This window comes from Pseudomonas sp. GL_090, assembly GCF_057837765.1.
In genome coordinates this window covers 5627200-5644053 of record NZ_CM174452.1, presented here as the reverse complement: position 1 = coordinate 5644053, position 16854 = coordinate 5627200, and the positions used below count along the sequence as shown (strand labels likewise).

The 16854-nt window shown below is 61.3% G+C and carries 17 protein-coding genes; 12 read left to right on the top strand and 5 right to left on the bottom strand.

Features of this window, described 5'->3' with window-relative positions; genetic code table 11:
• Nucleotides 1-268: 268 nt before the first annotated feature.
• The 4 genes from AC3ITA_RS25500 to AC3ITA_RS25485 all read left to right on the top strand — a co-directional run bounded on the left by AC3ITA_RS25500 (nt 269) and on the right by AC3ITA_RS25485 (nt 4595).
• A complete protein-coding gene (locus AC3ITA_RS25500) occupies nt 269-2182 on the top strand; it encodes a sigma-54-dependent Fis family transcriptional regulator (RefSeq protein WP_489278692.1) in 1914 nt (637 codons plus the stop codon).
• 157 nt (nt 2183-2339) lie between these two features.
• The gene (gene mpl / locus AC3ITA_RS25495; RefSeq protein WP_489278690.1) at nt 2340-3689 is read left to right on the top strand and encodes a UDP-N-acetylmuramate:L-alanyl-gamma-D-glutamyl-meso-diaminopimelate ligase; all 1350 of its coding nucleotides are present in this window, start codon (nt 2340-2342) and stop codon (nt 3687-3689) included.
• On the top strand, nt 3686-4318 hold the full coding sequence (gene ubiX / locus AC3ITA_RS25490) for a flavin prenyltransferase UbiX (RefSeq protein WP_095941968.1): 633 nt from the start codon (nt 3686-3688) through the stop codon (nt 4316-4318). Before mpl ends, ubiX begins: the two co-directional genes overlap by 4 nt.
• A complete protein-coding gene (locus AC3ITA_RS25485; protein WP_095941969.1) occupies nt 4311-4595 on the top strand; it encodes a YceK/YidQ family lipoprotein in 285 nt (94 codons plus the stop codon). Before ubiX ends, AC3ITA_RS25485 begins: the two co-directional genes overlap by 8 nt.
• A gap of 132 nt (nt 4596-4727) precedes the next feature.
• Here the strand turns inward: AC3ITA_RS25485 and AC3ITA_RS25480 are convergent, their stop codons facing one another.
• The 3 genes from AC3ITA_RS25480 to AC3ITA_RS25470 form a co-directional block, all read right to left on the bottom strand.
• A complete protein-coding gene (locus tag AC3ITA_RS25480) occupies nt 4728-5369 on the bottom strand; it encodes an oxidoreductase (RefSeq protein WP_095941970.1) in 642 nt (213 codons plus the stop codon).
• A gap of 27 nt (nt 5370-5396) precedes the next feature.
• The gene (locus AC3ITA_RS25475) at nt 5397-7115 is read right to left on the bottom strand and encodes a C13 family peptidase (protein WP_095941971.1); all 1719 of its coding nucleotides are present in this window, start codon (nt 7113-7115) and stop codon (nt 5397-5399) included.
• 114 nt (nt 7116-7229) lie between these two features.
• Nucleotides 7230-7685: a MaoC family dehydratase gene (locus AC3ITA_RS25470; RefSeq protein ID WP_095941972.1), complete on the bottom strand. Its 456-nt coding sequence runs from the start codon at nt 7683-7685 to the stop codon at nt 7230-7232.
• Nucleotides 7686-7878: 193 nt separating this feature from the next.
• On the opposite strand from AC3ITA_RS25470, the gene AC3ITA_RS25465 reads away from it, so the two are divergent.
• From AC3ITA_RS25465 to AC3ITA_RS25455, 3 genes are read left to right on the top strand one after another with little or no spacing between them, the layout of a single operon-like run.
• Nucleotides 7879-8241, top strand: a complete 363-nt coding sequence (locus AC3ITA_RS25465; RefSeq protein ID WP_095941973.1) for a CidA/LrgA family protein — start codon at nt 7879-7881, stop codon at nt 8239-8241.
• Nucleotides 8238-8954, top strand: a complete 717-nt coding sequence (locus AC3ITA_RS25460; protein WP_095941974.1) for an LrgB family protein — start codon at nt 8238-8240, stop codon at nt 8952-8954. Before AC3ITA_RS25465 ends, AC3ITA_RS25460 begins: the two co-directional genes overlap by 4 nt.
• A 10-nt stretch (nt 8955-8964) precedes the next feature.
• Nucleotides 8965-9555 (top strand): LON peptidase substrate-binding domain-containing protein, encoded by a 591-nt coding sequence (locus AC3ITA_RS25455; protein WP_053162726.1) that lies wholly within the window; start codon nt 8965-8967, stop codon nt 9553-9555.
• Nucleotides 9556-9561: 6 nt separating this feature from the next.
• Here the strand turns inward: AC3ITA_RS25455 and AC3ITA_RS25450 are convergent, their stop codons facing one another.
• Both AC3ITA_RS25450 and AC3ITA_RS25445 read right to left on the bottom strand, forming a co-directional pair.
• Nucleotides 9562-10878 carry a bifunctional DedA family/phosphatase PAP2 family protein gene (locus AC3ITA_RS25450; protein ID WP_489278685.1) on the bottom strand — a complete coding sequence of 439 codons (1317 nt, stop codon included), beginning with the start codon at nt 10876-10878 and terminating at the stop codon, nt 9562-9564.
• 158 nt (nt 10879-11036) lie between these two features.
• On the bottom strand, nt 11037-11735 hold the full coding sequence (locus AC3ITA_RS25445; RefSeq protein ID WP_224790005.1) for a DNA-3-methyladenine glycosylase: 699 nt from the start codon (nt 11733-11735) through the stop codon (nt 11037-11039).
• A 188-nt stretch (nt 11736-11923) separates the two neighbouring features.
• Between AC3ITA_RS25445 and AC3ITA_RS25440 the strand changes: the two genes are divergently transcribed.
• From AC3ITA_RS25440 to mrdA, 5 genes are all read left to right on the top strand, one after another.
• Entirely contained in the window at nt 11924-13195 is a 1272-nt protein-coding gene (locus AC3ITA_RS25440; RefSeq protein ID WP_150672676.1) for a glutamate-5-semialdehyde dehydrogenase, read from the top strand.
• Between the two features lies 1 nt (nt 13196).
• Entirely contained in the window at nt 13197-13886 is a 690-nt protein-coding gene (gene nadD / locus AC3ITA_RS25435; protein WP_489278683.1) for a nicotinate-nucleotide adenylyltransferase, read from the top strand.
• A gap of 73 nt (nt 13887-13959) precedes the next feature.
• Nucleotides 13960-14454, top strand: a complete 495-nt coding sequence (gene rsfS / locus AC3ITA_RS25430; RefSeq protein ID WP_095941979.1) for a ribosome silencing factor — start codon at nt 13960-13962, stop codon at nt 14452-14454.
• Between the two features lie 9 nt (nt 14455-14463).
• Nucleotides 14464-14931, top strand: coding sequence for a 23S rRNA (pseudouridine(1915)-N(3))-methyltransferase RlmH (gene rlmH, locus AC3ITA_RS25425; protein ID WP_008052376.1), 468 nt, complete (start codon nt 14464-14466; stop codon nt 14929-14931).
• Nucleotides 14932-14941: 10 nt separating this feature from the next.
• The gene (gene mrdA / locus AC3ITA_RS25420) at nt 14942-16837 is read left to right on the top strand and encodes a penicillin-binding protein 2 (protein ID WP_095941980.1); all 1896 of its coding nucleotides are present in this window, start codon (nt 14942-14944) and stop codon (nt 16835-16837) included.
• Nucleotides 16838-16854 lie beyond the last annotated feature (17 nt).

Genomic DNA, 16854 nt, shown 5'->3' with positions numbered 1-16854 from the left:
GAGTCGCGCATGTGCGCTTGCTTTAAGCGTAGAGCAAGGGCCGGGCCAGTGCCTTGCATGTCAGGTAAATCAAGGCCTTGCGAGTTTTTTGTCGGACGGGCGGGCAGCGCCTGTGACGCTTTCGGTACAGCTCTGGTGACACTTTGTACCCTTTTTGGCACAGCTTGTGACCAACCGGTCTTGCAGGCATTGCAATGCGGGCCGGGCTGGAGGATGCTCGGCATCACCTCATGCACGGGACGCCGAGCCCCGGGGAGAATAATAAGAAATGCACGACAACCATTTGAGTCGCCATGCCCAGCAAGTATTGACGGTGACCCAGGGCAAGACCCACCTGCACGGTCCTGGCAGCGATCCGTCCATCGCCCGTTCCTGGCTGCGCTGCCTTGAGGACTATCACCTCGATCCGGCCCTGAGCATTGCGCCAACGGTGCTGGAACATGGCCGTGTCCTGGAAAGCCGCGAACGCTTGCAGCAGGTTCTGCACATCGCCGGCAATGAAATGACCAGCCTGCATCAACAACTCTCCGGCGCCGGCCATGCGGTGCTGCTGACCGACGCCCGCGGCGTGATCCTCAACTGCGTTACCGCGCCCGCCGAACGGCAGATTTTCGAACGCGCCGGCCTCTGGCTCGGTGCCGACTGGAGCGAAGCCTGTGAAGGCACCAACGGCATCGGCACCTGCCTGGTGGAGCGTCAGTCGCTGACCATCCATCAGGACGAACACTTTCGCGGTCGCCACACCGGCCTGACCTGCTCGGCGAGCCCGGTCTTCGATCCCCATGGCGAATTGCTGGCGGTACTCGACGTGTCGTCGGCGCGGCGCGATGTGTCGCGGCAAAGTCAGTTCCACACCATGGCCCTGGTCAATCTGTCGGCGAAGATGATCGAGAGCTGCTACTTCCTGCGTTGCTTCGACAATCAATGGTTGCTGCGTTTTCACTTGCAGGCCGAGTCCGTCGGTTTGTTCAGCGAAGGGTTGCTGGCGTTCGACGGGGAAGGGCGCATTTGTGCGGTCAACCAGAGTGCGCTGAACCTGCTGGGACATATTCGCGGCGGCTTGCTGGGTAAACCGGTGGAGGCGTTTTTCGATTGCTCGCTCGATGAGTTGCTCGGTCGCGCGAGCACCAATGCCGCCGCCAGTTGGCCGTTGCGCACCCGTGATGGTCGCAAGCTGTTCGCGGTATTGCGTGGTGAGGCACGGCGATCGCTGCCGACTCCGATGGTGCCAGCGCCCAAGGTTGCACAAGCACCACGCCTGTCGGGCATTTGCCTGGATGACGCGACGTTGCAGGCGGATTTCCGCAAAGCCTTGCGCGTCTATGAGCGCGACGTGCCGCTGCTGATCAACGGCGAAACCGGGTCTGGCAAGGAGGCCTTTGCCAAAGCGGTGCACCACGCCAGCCAGCGGGCAGAGAAAGCCTTTGTCGCCCTCAATTGCGCGGCCATTCCCGAAAGCCTGATCGAAAGCGAGCTGTTCGGATATCGCGGCGGCAGCTTTACCGGTGCGCGCAAGGAGGGCATGCGCGGCAAGTTGCAACAGGCCGATGGCGGGACGTTGTTCCTCGATGAAATCGGTGACATGCCACTGGCCATGCAGACGCGCTTGCTGAGGGTGCTGGAAGACCGGCAAGTGGTGCCGATCGGTGGCGAGCCGGAATCGGTTAACGTGCGGATCATCAGTGCCACTCACCGTAACTTGCTCGATCGTGTGCAGGACGGCAGCTTCCGTGAGGATTTGTATTACCGGCTCAACGGGCTGGAAGTCGCGTTGCCGGCCTTGCGTGATCGTAGCGACAAATCCCGATTGCTCGATTTTTTGCTGGCCGAGGAGGCGGGCGCAGAAACCGTGTTGATCGACGGGCCGGCGCGGGAGGCTTTATTGGGGTTCGCCTGGCCGGGCAACGTGCGGCAGTTGCGAAATGTGCTGCGTACGTTGACCGCCCTGTGTGAGGACGGGCGGATTGGCCTGGAGGATTTGCCAGCGATGATTCGTCAGGCGCGGCCGGTGGTGTCGACGATTGAAGAGGTATCGGAGCATCCGCTGGAAGATGCCGAGCGGCTGGCGTTACTTGCGGTACTGGAGCAGACGCGCTGGCACATGACCAACACGGCGGAGCAGTTGGGGGTCAGCCGCAATACGCTTTACAGGAAGCTGCGTAAACACGGTATTGCCCGGTAGACCGCGTCGCGTCCTTCGCGAGCAGGCTCGCTCCCACAGGGGCTGCGCAGTCCTTGTGAGGGCGAGTCTGCTCGCGAAGACGCCTTCAGATCTGAAACACAAGGTGCGATTTTCCCCTCCCTAAGCTAACCTGCGGCCATGTTTTACGAGGTCGACTATGCACATTCATATTCTTGGTATCTGCGGCACTTTCATGGGGTCAATGGCGGTTCTGGCCAAGGAGCTGGGCCATCACGTGACGGGTTCCGATGCCAACGTCTATCCGCCGATGAGCACTCAGCTGCAAGCCCAGGGCATTGAATTGACCCAAGGCTACGATCCGGCGCAACTCGATCCGGCCCCTGATCTGGTGGTGATCGGCAACGCCATGTCCCGGGGCAACCCGGCTGTGGAGTACGTGCTGAACAAAGGCCTGCCCTACGTCTCCGGCCCGCAATGGCTGGCCGATCATGTGCTGCAAGGTCGCTGGGTACTGGCGGTTGCCGGTACGCACGGCAAGACCACCACCAGCAGCATGCTGGCCTGGGTGCTGGAGCACGCGGGCATGGCCCCGGGTTTCCTGATCGGCGGCGTGCCGCAAAACTTCTCGGTGTCGGCGCGCCTGGGCGATACGCCGTTCTTCGTCATCGAAGCCGACGAGTACGACAGCGCGTTCTTCGACAAACGCTCCAAGTTCGTTCACTACCGTCCGCGCACGGCCATCCTGAACAACCTGGAATTCGATCACGCGGACATTTTCCCGGACCTGCCGGCCATCGAGCGGCAGTTCCATCACTTGGTGCGGACCATCCCGAGTGAAGGCCTGGTGATTCATCCGACCACTGAGCCGGCCTTGCAGCGTGTTATCGAGATGGGCTGCTGGACGCCGGTGCAAACCACCGGTGCTGGCGGTCAGTGGCAGGTCAAGCTGCTCAGTGAAGACGGCTCGAAGTTCGAAGTGATGTTCGAAGGCGTCGCCCAGGGCGTGGTCGAGTGGGACATGACTGGCCAGCACAACGTCGCGAACGCACTGGCGACCCTGGCTGCCGCACGCCACGTCGGTGTGGTGCCGTCCATGGGCATCGCTGCGTTGAGCGCTTTCAAAAGCGTGAAGCGCCGGATGGAAAAAGTCGCGGAAGTGGGTGGTATCACCATTTATGACGACTTCGCTCACCACCCGACCGCCATCGCCACCACCCTCGACGGGCTGCGCAAGCGCATCGGCGATGCTCCGTTGATTGCGATCATCGAGCCGCGTTCCAACTCCATGAAGCTTGGCGCGCACCGTGACGGATTGCCGGAAAGCGTGGTCGATGCCGATCAGGTGATCTGGTACGCGCCGGCCAACCTCGGCTGGGATCTGGCGGGCACCGCGGCGCTGTGCACCGTGCCGTCGATTGTCAGCGATTCCCTGGAAGGCATCATCGAGCGCGTGAAGAGCCAGGTCCAGCCCGGTACCCACGTAGTGATCATGAGCAACGGCGGCTTCGGCGGCCTGCATGGAAAACTGGCCGAGGCACTCAAATGAACAACGGCCCGGACCGCATCACCCTGGCAATGACCGGCGCTTCAGGCGCCCAGTACGGTTTGCGTCTGCTCGACTGCCTGGTGCGGGAAGATCGTGAAGTGCATTTCCTGATTTCCAAGGCCGCGCAGTTGGTGATGGCCACCGAAACCGACGTCACTCTGCCGGCCAAGCCGCAGATGATGCAGGCGTTCCTCACCGAATACACGGGGGCTGCCGCCGGGCAGATTCGGGTGTACGGCAAGGAGGACTGGATGTCGCCGGTGGCTTCGGGCTCCGGCTCCCCTGCGGCAATGGTGGTAGTGCCGTGTTCCACGGGTACGTTGTCGGCCATCGCCACGGGCGCCTGCAACAACCTGATCGAACGGGCCGCCGACGTGACGCTGAAAGAGCGTCGGCAGTTGATTCTGGTGCCCCGTGAAGCGCCATATTCGAGCATTCACCTGGAGAACATGCTCAAGTTGTCGAACATGGGCGTGACAATCCTGCCGGCATCACCGGGCTTCTATCATCAGCCACAAACCATCGACGACCTGATCGATTTCGTCGTGGCGCGGATCCTTAACCTGCTCAATATTCCTCAGGATATGTTGCCGCGCTGGGGCGAGCATCATCTGACCAGCGATGAATAAGCTGCTGGTGATAGTGCTGGCGCTGCAATTGGCCGGGTGCGCCACTGTGCGCACCCTCGATGCGGCCAAGCCGGGGGCACCGGTGGTGTACTCGGGGACTCGCCTGGATGTGTACGCGTTGAACGGTGGGTGCTGTGCGATGGACCGATTCGGCGCCGAAGCGCCGAGCTATCCGGGCGTTGATCTGCCGGCCAGTGCATTGCTCGACACGCTGCTGTTGCCATTGTCGTTGCTGACAGTGATAGGGGTGAGTTTTCAGGCGACGGGTGGATTGTAAGAGAGCGCTTCGCGCTCTATCGCGAGCAAGCTCGCTCCCACAGGATTGTGTGTCGTACACAAATTTTGTAATCGCTGAAAATCCTGTGGGAGCGGGCTTGCCCGCGATGAGGCCCGCTCAGGCACCATAAAATTACTTGCCCAACTTCCTCAGTTCATCCGACTCGACAATCCTGATCCCGTCCTGCTCTTCCAGCGCCAGACGCCACATCGCGCGTGCCAGTTGGCAGGCTTCGATACCATGGTATTTGCCAGGGATCAGCCGAGACAACGGACCAGCGACTTTCTCGCCCAGTCGCGGTTCGGTGCGATCACCCAGCAAAAGCGAAGGGCGGCAGATGGTCAGCTGCGGCCAGTCCTGCGCGCGCAATGCGTACTCCATCTCGCCTTTGACCCGGTTGTAGAAAATCGAGGATCTGCGATCGGCTCCCAGAGCGCTGATCACGATCAGGTGCCGTGCGCCCATCTCCCGTGCGCGTTTGGCAAAGGCCACGACCATGTCCAGGTCTACCGCGCGGAACGCCTGTTCCGAGCCCGCCTGTTTGATGGTGGTGCCCAGGCAGCAGTAGGCGATATCGACACGGCCGTTCAGCTGCGGCAGAAACTCCACCGGGTCGCCGACGGGGTTTTCAAGGTGCGGATGCTCGGCCAATGGCCTGCGTGAGGGGGCCAATACCCGTGAAATCGTTGGCTCGTTGAGCAAGCGATCAAGCAGATGTTCACCGGTCAGCCCGGTGGCTCCGGCAAGCAATACGTGCTGAGGCGTCAAGTACATAGTGTTTCTCCCTTGATACTATTCAGCTTAGTTGCTGTTTGCATCCTTGCTTTCGTTGGACGCACTTTGCAGGGCTTTTCGTGCCTGCTGTTTACGTAGTAGTTGCCAATGCGAGAGGACGGTTTTCGGTGCCCAGATCTGTGGTTCGGACGCTTCGAAACCGTCCGCCAGCTCACGTTCGGCGACGCTGGCCTTGGTCAGTTTGAAGGCTTGTTCCAGGTCATCGGTCTGGTTCAGGGCCTGAGCGAACAGGGCATCGCCGAAGTAAGTGAAGTTGGCTTCCTCCGAGCAGCCGAAGGATACCCGGTCGGCTCGCGAGGCCGTCATGATCAGGGTCCGTTCATCCTTGAGGGCGGGAATGAAACCGCCGGAGTAGCAGGACGAAATCACGATGATCTTGTCGCGGTTTTTCAGGGGGGCGAGAACAGCGGCCAACTCGTCGGCTGGCAGATCGGCCAGCTCCATGCGCGGCTGGTCTAGCACCAGTTCGTGTTCGCTGCTGCCGTGGCTGGTCAGGTAGATGAAAATCAGGTCTTCCGGACCGCTGCGTTCGGCCAGCGTCAGGGCGGCGCGGCGCAGGTTTTCCCGGGTAGCCATCGGGCGGTCGGCGAGGTGGTCGCGATGGTTCACCAGGCGGATCTGGCCAAAGGTGCCGAAACGGGTGCTGAGCATGTTGGCGACGTAGTCGGATTCGCGCAGAAACACGCTTTGCTTGCCATCGCCACCCAGGGTCAATGAATACAGCTCCACCGCCGGGGTCGAGGGTGGAACATTGGCCAACGCGGCGTCGAGCAAGCGCCCCTGGGCCAGCAGGCCGAGCTCCAGGGTGTCGGGCAATAATTTGCCCTCGGAATCGCGTACGCGCTGGCCGTTGATCCAGGTGCCGCTGAGCACGGTGCCGTCGGTCAACACCAATGTGCCACGCCCCTGGTAACTGTCGTTGTCGAACTGGCCGGTGTAAAAGCTGCCGTCGGACAGGTTCAGGCGGCCCTGGCCGGAAAAGCGCCAGTCATTGAACTGGCCGATGTAGTGGCTGCCGTCTGTGCCGATCAACTCGCCCTTGCCGTTAAGCGAGCCTTCCTTGAACTGGCCCAGCCAGACATCGCCGTCGGCGTTCTCGTAGCGGCCCTTCCCGTGCAGTTGATTGTTCTTGAAGCTGCCGACATAGATGTCGCCATCGGCGCTGTTGAAAGTCCCGTTACCTTCCAGCTGGCCGTCGACGAAGTGCCCGGTGAACTGATTGCCGTTGCCGTCGCCGCGCTGGCCTTCGCCATTGGGTTTGCCGTGGGCGAACTGACCCTGGTAGGAGCTGCCGTCTTCGAGTTCGAGGCGACCCAGGCCGGCGTATTGATCGGCCTTGAACTCTCCGCGATAGCTCATGCCGTTTTCTTTGAGGGTGCCTTCGCCGTTGCGCCGGCCGGCCTTGAAGCCGCCGCTGTAGCTGCTGGCGTTGGTGGTCAGTGCCCCCTGGCCGTCGAACAGTCCCTGATTGAACTGCCCGCGATAGACTTCGCCATTGCTGCCATGCCATTCGCCCTGGCCCTGCCACTGGCCCTTGTCGAATTCGCCGGCGTACCAGCTGCCGTTCGGGTAGTCGATGCGCCCCTTGCCTTGCAGCAAGCCATTGACCAGGTCACCGCGATAGCGTCCGCCGTCCGGCAGGCGGGCGTCGGGAGGCAAAGGCGATTCGCCGTCGCCGCAAGCGGTGAGCATCAGGGTCAAGGCAAGGAGTGCAAGTGGGCGCATAGCGGATTCCGGGCAATTAGGCGAGGGAGTATGCCGCAGCTATGTGTCCATATATAGGGTGAGGTACCGCGTGAGGGCGCGAAACAGCATGAGCTGCTTCGCATCCAGGACGGTTTAGACGAAGCACAGGGACAGAGGTTCGGCGATGTACGCCGGTTTGTCCGAACCTTCGATTTCCAGGGTGGTGGTGGCCTTGAGCAGCCATTGGCCGGGTTTCTTCTCGATGACTTCGGTCAGGTCGACCTTCAGGCGCACTCTCGAATTGACCTTGACCGGCTGGATGAAACGCACGCTGTCGAGGCCGTAGTTGACCACCATCTTCAAGCCTTCGGGCATGACGAGGATGTCTTCCATCAGTTTCGGGATCAGCGACAGCGTCAGAAAGCCGTGAGCGATGGTGCTGCCAAATGGCGTTTGCGCGGCCTTGACCGGGTCGACGTGGATGAACTGAAAATCCCCTGTGGCTTCGGCGAACAGGTTGATGCGGTCCTGATCGATGGTGAGCCATTCGGAACGTCCGAGTTCCTTGCCGACATAATCTTTGAGCTCTGCAACTGGAACATAGGGCATTGAGACTCTCCTTGGGTTCATCGGTTTTATGTTTTTGGCTTGCGGGGATCTGACCTCCCGACTTACCACGTTAGATCAACATGGCCAAACGCTCCGGTCAACTGACCATGTTTTTGGCGAATGCCGGTCTATAGCGCGAGCATGCTTATAATGTCTGGCCAATGCGGGTGACGGATTTTGCGGGAGATCTTTGATGTTGTTACGGGGCCTGACGTGGCTGGTGCTGTTCCAATTGCTCGGCACCGCGATCAATCATTTGTTCTTGCCGGTGCTGCCGGGACCGATTGTGGGGTTGCTGCTGTTGCTGGTGTACCTCATCTGTCGCGGACAGGTCGGCGAGCCGCTGAACCTGGCGGCCAGCAGCCTGCTGCGCTACCTGCCGCTGTTGCTGGTGCCGCCGGCCGTGGGCGTGATGGTCTACGCCGCTGACATCGCGGCGGACTTCTGGGCCATTGTCGGCGCGCTGGTGTTGTCGCTGCTGCTTTCCATGGCCTTCGCCGGGGTGCTGATGCAGCGCATGGTCAAGCGTCACGCTCACTCCGAGGACGGCCAATGATCTTCGACTGGCACGGCGCCTGGGTGTCGGTAATTCATCATCCCTTGTTTGGTATCGGCATTACCCTTGGCGCCTATCAACTCGTCCTGGCGGCATTCGAGAAAACCCGATGGATCTTTTTGCAGCCGGTGCTTGTCTCCATGTTGCTGGTGATCGGCGTACTGGTGGGCTGCGGCCTGACCTACGCCGAGTACCGCAAGAGCACCGAGATTCTCAGCATTTTGCTCGGCCCGGCCACTGTTGCGCTGGCGGTGCCGCTTTATCTCAATCTGCGACGGATTCGGCAGTTGTTCTGGCCGATATTTACTACGCTGGTGATAGGCGGGGTGGTGGCCACGGGGATGGGCGTGTTGCTGGGTTGGTCGTTCGGTGCCGAGCACATGATCCTGATGACCATGGCGCCAAAATCGGTGACTTCGCCTATCGCCATGTTGGTGGCCGAGCAGATCGGTGGTGTCGCGGCGCTGGCAGCGGTGTTCGTCTTGATTACGGGTGTGATCGGCGCGATTTTCGGTCCGGCCCTGTTGAGCCGTCTCGGCGTGCACAGCCCGGAAGCCCGAGGCATGGCGCTGGGCATGACCGCCCACGCGGTCGGCACGGCGGTGGCGATGCAGGAAAGTGAAGAGTGCGGCGCCTTTGCGGCGCTGGCGATGAGCCTGATGGGTGTGGCCACGGCGGTGTTGCTGCCGTTGGCGGTGTCGATGGTGGTGTAAGGAAATGTCTATGAGTCTGCCGCTTTTTCCGCTCAATACAGTGCTGTTTCCAGGCTGCATCCTCGATTTGCAGATTTTCGAGGCGCGCTATCTGGACATGATCGGCCGCTGCATGAAGCAGGGCGGCGGGTTCGGCGTGGTGTGCATCCTCGAAGGCGAAGAAGTCGGGATCGCCCCGGCGGGTTACGCCCTGGTCGGGTGCGAGGCGCTGATCACCGATTTCAAGCAGCAGGACAACGGCCTGCTGGGAATTCGGGTTCAGGGGGGACGACGTTTCCATGTATTGCGAACGGAAGTTCAGCGCGATCAGTTGACCGTCGCCGAGGTCGAGTGGCTGGAAGACGAACCGGAGCAGCCACTGCAGGATGAGGACGCCGACCTGGTGGCCTTGCTCAAGGCCCTGGCGGAACACCCGATGGTTGAAGCCTTGAACATGGGCACCGAAGCGACCGGCCAGCAGTCGCTGGCCAATCAGTTGGCGTACCTGTTGCCCTTCGCTGAAGTGGACAAGATCGACCTGCTGCAACTCGATGACCCGCAGCAACGACTGGATGCGATTCAGGCGTTGCTGGATGAGTTGCAGGGCGAACTGTTTGCCTGACTGCTGTCAGTACGCATACCGCAACATCGTATGCGGTAAATGCCTCAGCACGAAGAATCCGAACAATGCCAGCAACGCCGGCAATACCAGCCACCAGACCTTGGGAGGCAAGGCGTTGAGCGGTTCCTTGCGCTGGATCAGCCACAGGCTCGCCGCACAGACACACGCCGCCAGCATCGCGCCGGCCAATACATCCGTCGGCCAATGCGCTCCGAGGTAAACCCGCGAAAGCGAAATCGCCATTGCGGGCAGGCAGCCCACCAACAACCAGGTCAGGCGCATCCGGGGTGGTTGCCCACGGCCGGCCAGGACGGCGAGGGTCAGGAACAGCGCGAAAGATCCTGAAGCATGGCCGCTGGGCATGCTGTAGCTGGTCAGCGGGTCGCTCAACACTTCGGGGCGCACGCGGGCGAAAAAGTACTTGGTCGCGGTATTGGCCAGTGCCGTGAAGAGCAGCGTGCCGCCCGCGAAAATCGCGTGCCGCCATTGCCGCATCAGCAGCAGCAAACCGGTCAGCAGCGCACTGAACAGCAACATGTTGCGGAATTCGCCGATCAGCGTGAAGACCGCCGCCACTTCATCCAGCATCGGGTTACGATGTTCCTGCACCAGTGTCATGACCCCTTGATCGAGTGCAGACAGGTGCGAGTAACCGATAAACAGCCCCGCCAGAATCAGCAGACTCATCCCGGTAATGAACAACGTCGCGTGGCGATGCCGACGCAGGCTGCTGGTCGCACTCAAGCCGACCATCACCGCGATGCTACCGGCAACAACCCCGGCCTGGAGCCAGAAACCTTCAGGCAGCGGCAAGCGAATGGCCGCGCCCGTGGCCCAGCCAGGCAGCAGATAAGCCACCGACCAACCCGCGCCGGCCAGCAGGCTGACAGCGAAGAAGCGCGGGAAAGGCATGTCGCACATGCCGGCCACCATCGGCAGCATTGGCCGCAGGGGCCCGATAAAGCGCCCGACCAGCAGGCTGGCGATGCCGTAGCGCTGGAAGTATGACTCGGCCCCGGCGATCCATTCCGGATGATGGCGCAAGCCCGGCAGGCGCCGGATGTTCTGATGGAAGTGCCGCCCCAGAAAATACGAAATGACGTCGCCCAGCACCCCGGCGACGAAACCCAGCAAGAGTGTCTCACTGAGCGTCAGCGCGCCACTGCCTGCCAGTACCGCCACGGCGAACAGCAACACCGTGCCAGGAACGATCAGCCCGGCAATCGCCAGGCATTCCACAAAGGCCACGATGAATACCGCTGCTGCCAGCCATTGCGGGTTGACCGCCAGCCATCCGGTCACGCTATCGAGCCATGGGCCCATAAAAACCACTCCATCAAATGTTCAATTTTCTACTTGTGGGAGCGAGCCTGCTCGCGATAGCGCACTTTGAGTCAACAGTGATGTTGATTGTGCTGACCTCATCGCGAGCAGGCTCGCTCCCACAGGGGATTCCTTCAGTTTCAAAATCCGGATCAATCTCAGGACAGCACAAAATAATCGCGACCTTCGATCTGGCCCCGTCGTAGCGGGTTGCGCGTGCAATAAGCCACATAGGCAGCGTCGACAAAGCGGTACATCAGGTGCTCATCGCGCCCGTGGGGAATGCCCAGCCGAGTGGTCTGGATGATGTGGGCAGGCGTCTGGCCGACGTGTTCTACCAGCAGCACTTCATGATCGAAGCGTTTGGCGTCCCACACCGGTACTTTCAGGCCCAGTGCCTTGCACAGCAGGGTTTGCCCGGCGCAGAGTTTTTGTGACGGGCGAGGGCGGCCCTGGGCATCGGGGTTGTTCAATAGCATCTGTGCCAGGCTGCCCGGCCCGCTCAATTGATCGACCCACGGGTAGGCGGATTTGATCAGCACAGCGTTACCCGGCCCTTGGGCGCTGAAATTCAGTGAATCGCCGCCCCGGGCGTAATACATATAGATGTGGCCGCCATCCAGAAACAAAGCCTTACGCTTTTCTGTGTAGCCGAGGGACGCGTGGCTACCCTTTTCTGCGCAGTAATAGGCCTCGGTTTCTATGATTCGGGCGCTGAGCCACAGATCACCAACCCGATGGCGAATGACTTTGCCCAGTAAATCCCGGGCCAGAATTTGCGCGTCACGGTCGAAAAACGCGTCCGGGAGGCCCGTAGGCAGGCTCGCGGCGGACGCTCGAACAGTCAGGTTGGACATGATGACCGGCATTTGTCAGGGCTGAATGAGTCGTGATGATAACAATTTGCAGCTTAATCCCGGCTGAACATCGGCAAATTGCCCTCATTTCGACCATCCGCCCGTCACCGCTGTTAGTCGGTGGGCGCGACAGCTATAATCTGTCGCTTTACTCTTTACCAAGACCTAATCAAAGACCACGCCAGACCATGACTGAGTCCGTTCTTGACTACATGACCCGCTTGGGTCGCGCTGCCCGCGAAGCTTCCCGCGTGATCGGCCGTGCCAGTACCGCGCAGAAGAACCGCGCCCTGCAGGCCGCCGCCAACGCGCTGGACGCTGCCCGCGCCGAGCTGACGGCGGCTAATGAGCAGGATTTGGCTGCCGGTCGCGCCAATGGTCTTGAGCCGGCCCTGCTCGAACGCCTGGCGCTGACCCCGGCGCGTATCGACGGCATGATCGTCGGCCTGCGTCAGGTAGCAGCGCTGCCGGACCCGGTCGGCGCGATCCGCGACATGAGCTTCCGTCCGTCCGGTATTCAGGTCGGCAAGATGCGCGTGCCATTGGGCGTGATCGGAATCATTTACGAGTCGCGGCCGAATGTGACCATCGATGCCGCGAGCCTGTGCCTGAAGTCCGGTAACGCGACTATCCTGCGTGGCGGTTCCGAGGCGATTCATTCCAATCGCGCCATCGCCGCCTGCATTCAGCGCGGCCTGGCCGAGGCCGATCTGCCGGCCGCGGTGGTGCAAGTGGTCGAAACCACCGATCGCGCTGCCGTCGGCGCGCTGATCACCATGCCTGAGTACGTTGATGTCATCGTGCCGCGCGGCGGCCGTGGCCTGATCGAACGCGTCAGCCGTGACGCCCGCGTCCCGGTGATCAAGCACCTGGACGGCATCTGCCACGTTTACGTGAGCGAGCACGCCGACCTGGCCAAGGCCCAGCGCATTGCGTTCAACGCCAAGACTTACCGTTATGGCATCTGCGGTGCCATGGAAACGCTGCTGGTGGATCAAGCCGTTGCCAAGGATTTCCTGCCGACGATGGCGGCACAGTTCCGCGAAAAAGGCGTCGAGCTGCGTGGTTGCGAGCGTACCCGGGCGATCATCAATGCCGTGCCGGCCACCGAGGAAGACTGGAGCACCGAGTACCTGGCGGCAATTCTGTCTATCCGCGTGGTGGACGGACTGGACCAGGCCATCGAGCACATCAATCATTACGGCTCCCATCACACCGATTCGATTGTCAGCGAACACCAGGGCGACACCCGGCGTTTCGTGGCTGAAGTCGACTCCTCGTCGGTGATGATCAATACCCCGACCTGCTTCGCCGATGGTTTCGAATACGGATTGGGTGCCGAGATCGGCATTTCTACTGATAAGCTGCACGCCCGTGGCCCGGTAGGCCTCGAGGGACTGACCTGCGAGAAGTACATCGTGGTCGGTGACGGGCAGTTGCGCGGACAGGAGCCGGCCTGACTTGGGCGACTTCGACCCGTCAGCCCCGGTCACCGTCAGCGAGCCAGTCCCTCGCCGCATTGGCGTGCTGGGCGGAACGTTCGACCCGGTGCACATCGGCCATTTGCGCGGTGCACTGGAAGTCGCCGAAACCCTGGCGCTCGATGAGTTGCGCCTGACACCCAGTGCCAGGCCACCCCATCGAGACAAACCGCAGGTGTCGGCAAAAGACCGTCTGGCGATGGTCGAGTGCGCGGTGGCCGGTGTGGCGCCGTTGGTGGTGGACGCCCGCGAATTGCAGCGGGACAAACCGTCCTACACCATCGATACCCTGGAACTGATGCGCGCCGAACTGGCCGCGGATGACCAGGTTTTTCTGCTTTTGGGCTGGGACGCTTTTTGCGGCCTGCCCACTTGGCACCGCTGGGAAGAGTTGCTCCAGCATTGCCATATCCTGGTGTTGCAACGCCCGGATGCCGACAGCGAACCGCCGGATGCCTTGCGCAACCTGCTGGCAGCGCGCTCGGTGAGCGACCCGCTGGCCCTCAAAGGGCCGAGCGGACAGATTGCATTCGTCTGGCAGACACCGCTCGCGGTATCCGCCACCCAGATCCGTCAACTGCTGGCCAGCGGTAAGTCGGTACGTTTCCTGGTGCCCGACGCGGTCCTGGTCTACATCGATGCGCACGGACTCTACCGTGCGTCGAACTGAATAGGAGTGCCTCAAGGCACGTGGCAACAACGTGTATTGAAGCGCCCGAACAAACGAGCAAAACGAGTTTTATATGACGAGCAACAACGAAAGCAAAGTAAAACGCAAAGGCACATTCAAGAGTGCCCCGCTGCCGGAAAAGGTCTTCGCTGCCGAGCCGCCTAAAGGCGACGAGCTGGTCAAGATCGCCGTAGCCGCCCTGGAAGACGTCAAGGCCCAGGACGTGCTGGTGATCGATGTTCGCGACAAGCAGAGCATCACTGACTACATGATCATTGCCACCGGTACCTCCAACCGCCAGATCGGCGCGATGCTGGACAAGGTTCGCGAGGCTGTCAAAGCCCTGGGCATCAAGCCGCTGGGTGAAGAAGGCAAGGGCGACAGCGACTGGGTGCTGTTGGACATGGACGACGTGATCGTCCACATGATGACCTCCAACGCCCGTCAGTTCTACGACCTGGAGCGCCTGTGGAAAGGTGCCGAGCAGAGCCGTGCGGCCGATGGCAAGCACCACAGCCCTGAAGTGGGTCACGAGCACTTCAACAAGCTCAACAAAGACCAGGAATAAGGGACCGCTGTGCGACTGCGACTGATCGCCGTCGGTTCACGCATGCCCAAATGGGTGGAAGAAGGCTGGCATGAATATGCCAAGCGTCTTCCGTCCGAACTGGCGCTGGAACTGGTGGAAATTCCGCTCAATACCCGTGGCAAGAACGCCGACGTGGCCCGTTTCATCCGTCAGGAAGGCGAAGCCATGCTGGCCAAGGTCGGACCGAACGAGCGGATTGTCACTCTCGAAGTCCATGGCAAGCCCTGGAGCACCGAGCAACTGGCGGTCGAACTCGATCGCTGGCGGCTGGACTCGCGCACGGTCAACTTCATGGTCGGCGGCCCCGAAGGGCTGGCGCCGGAAGTCTGTGCCCGGGCTGACCAGCGCTGGTCGTTGTCGCCGCTGACCTTGCCGCACCCGCTGGTGCGTATCCTGATCGGCGAACAGATGTACCGTGCCTGGACCGTGCTGTCCGGTCACCCTTACCACAAGTAGCTCTGCCCTCATGTCCCAGCCGATCCGCATCAAGGACCACGAAAAAGACGCCCGTCTGGTGCGTGGCCGCGTCGTGTTCGGGGCCATTGCAGTGGTGGCGCTGATTGGGGTGCTGATCGCGCGCCTGTATTTCCTCCAGGTGATTCAGTACGAGTATCACTCGACACTCTCGGAAAACAACCGCGTCCATGTGCAGCCGATTCCGCCGCCCCGTGGGCTGATTTTCGACCGCAACGGTGTCGTCATTGCCGATAACCGGCCCAGCTTCAGCCTGAGCATGACCCGCGAGCGCTCTGGCGATTGGCAGCAAGTGCTCGATGTAATCGTCCAGGTGCTGGAGCTGACGCCTGAAGATCGGGTGGTTTTCGAGAAGCGCATGCGCCAGGGGCGTCGGCCGTTCGAGCCGGTGCCGATCCTGTTCGAGTTGACCGAAGAGCAGATCGCGCGAATTGCCGTGAACCAGTTCCGCCTGCCAGGCGTGGAAGTGGTCGCGCAACTGGTCCGTCACTATCCGCAGGGTGCGCATTTTGCGCACTCGGTGGGTTACATGGGGCGGATCAACGAGAAAGAGCTGAAGACTCTGGATCCGGTGAGTTACAGCGGCACCCATCAAATTGGCAAAACCGGCATCGAGCGTTTCTACGAGCCGGAGTTGCACGGCCAGGTGGGTTACGAGGAAGTCGAGACCAACGCCCGGGGCCGCGTACTGCGGGTGCTCAAGCGTACCGATCCGATTCCCGGCAAGGACATCGTCCTGAGCCTGGACATCAAATTGCAGGAAGCCGCCGAAGCTGCGCTCGGTGGTCGTCGTGGCGCGGTGGTAGCGCTGGACCCGAAAACCGGCGAAGTGCTGGCGATGGTCAGCCAACCGAGTTTCGACCCGAACCTGTTCGTCACCGGCATCAGCTTCAAGGCCTATTCCGAGCTGCGCGATTCCATCGACCGGCCGCTGTTCAATCGCGTGCTGCGCGGTCTGTATCCACCAGGCTCGACCATCAAGCCGGCGGTAGCGATTGCCGGCCTGGATGCCGGCGTGGTGACGGCGTCGACCCGAGTGTTCGACCCCGGTTACTACATGCTGCCCAACTACGATCACAAATACCGTAACTGGAACCGTACCGGCGACGGTTTTGTCGACCTCGATACGGCGATCATGCGTTCCAACGACACCTACTTCTACGACCTGGCCCACAAGCTGGGGATCGATCGGCTGTCGGCATACATGACCAAGTTCGGTATTGGCCAGAAGGTCTCCCTGGACATGTTCGAAGAGTCGCCGGGGCTGATGCCGTCCCGCGAGTGGAAGCGTGCGACCCGTCGCCAGGCATGGTTCCCGGGCGAGACGCTGATTCTGGGGATCGGCCAGGGCTACATGCAGTCGACTCCGTTGCAGTTGGCCCAGGCCACTGCGTTGGTGGCCAACAAAGGCATCTGGAATCGTCCGCACCTGGCCAAGACCATCGAGGGCGTGAAACCGGTGGATGAGAATCCGATGCCGGACATCATCCTGCGCGACCCGTCGGACTGGACCAAGGTCAATCACGGCATGCAGCAGGTTATGCACGGTGCCCGTGGTACGGCGCGCAAAGCCTCGATCGGCGCGCAATACCGGATCGCCGGCAAGTCGGGTACGGCCCAGGTGGTCGCGATCAAACAGGGTGAGAAGTATGACCGTTCCAAGGTTCAGGAACGCCATCGCGACCACGCCTTGTTCGTCGGCTTCGCGCCGGCCGACGACCCGAAAATCGTAGTATCGGTGATGGTCGAGAACGGCGAGTCCGGCTCCGGCGTGGCCGCGCCGGTGGTGCGTCAGGTCATGGACGCCTGGCTCCTGGACCAGGACGGTCGGTTGAAGCCCGAATACGCCAGCCCTATCAGTGCAGAGGCTACCGCCCGTGATGAATAACTTCGATCGCATGCTCT

Coding starts and splice junctions, on each gene's coding strand:
- AC3ITA_RS25455 (WP_053162726.1), top strand. CDS start 8,965: ATGAGTCTGCCGCTTTTTCCGCTCAATACAGTGCTGTTTCCAGGCTGC.
- AC3ITA_RS25460 (WP_095941974.1), top strand. CDS start 8,238: ATGATCTTCGACTGGCACGGCGCCTGGGTGTCGGTAATTCATCATCCC.
- AC3ITA_RS25445 (WP_224790005.1), bottom strand. CDS start 11,735: ATGTCCAACCTGACTGTTCGAGCGTCCGCCGCGAGCCTGCCTACGGGC.
- AC3ITA_RS25475 (WP_095941971.1), bottom strand. CDS start 7,115: ATGCGCCCACTTGCACTCCTTGCCTTGACCCTGATGCTCACCGCTTGC.
- AC3ITA_RS25465 (WP_095941973.1), top strand. CDS start 7,879: ATGTTGTTACGGGGCCTGACGTGGCTGGTGCTGTTCCAATTGCTCGGC.
- mpl (WP_489278690.1), top strand. CDS start 2,340: ATGCACATTCATATTCTTGGTATCTGCGGCACTTTCATGGGGTCAATG.
- AC3ITA_RS25500 (WP_489278692.1), top strand. CDS start 269: ATGCACGACAACCATTTGAGTCGCCATGCCCAGCAAGTATTGACGGTG.
- AC3ITA_RS25440 (WP_150672676.1), top strand. CDS start 11,924: ATGACTGAGTCCGTTCTTGACTACATGACCCGCTTGGGTCGCGCTGCC.
- AC3ITA_RS25450 (WP_489278685.1), bottom strand. CDS start 10,878: ATGGGCCCATGGCTCGATAGCGTGACCGGATGGCTGGCGGTCAACCCG.
- ubiX (WP_095941968.1), top strand. CDS start 3,686: ATGAACAACGGCCCGGACCGCATCACCCTGGCAATGACCGGCGCTTCA.
- rsfS (WP_095941979.1), top strand. CDS start 13,960: ATGACGAGCAACAACGAAAGCAAAGTAAAACGCAAAGGCACATTCAAG.
- AC3ITA_RS25480 (WP_095941970.1), bottom strand. CDS start 5,369: ATGTACTTGACGCCTCAGCACGTATTGCTTGCCGGAGCCACCGGGCTG.
- mrdA (WP_095941980.1), top strand. CDS start 14,942: ATGTCCCAGCCGATCCGCATCAAGGACCACGAAAAAGACGCCCGTCTG.
- AC3ITA_RS25470 (WP_095941972.1), bottom strand. CDS start 7,685: ATGCCCTATGTTCCAGTTGCAGAGCTCAAAGATTATGTCGGCAAGGAA.
- AC3ITA_RS25485 (WP_095941969.1), top strand. CDS start 4,311: ATGAATAAGCTGCTGGTGATAGTGCTGGCGCTGCAATTGGCCGGGTGC.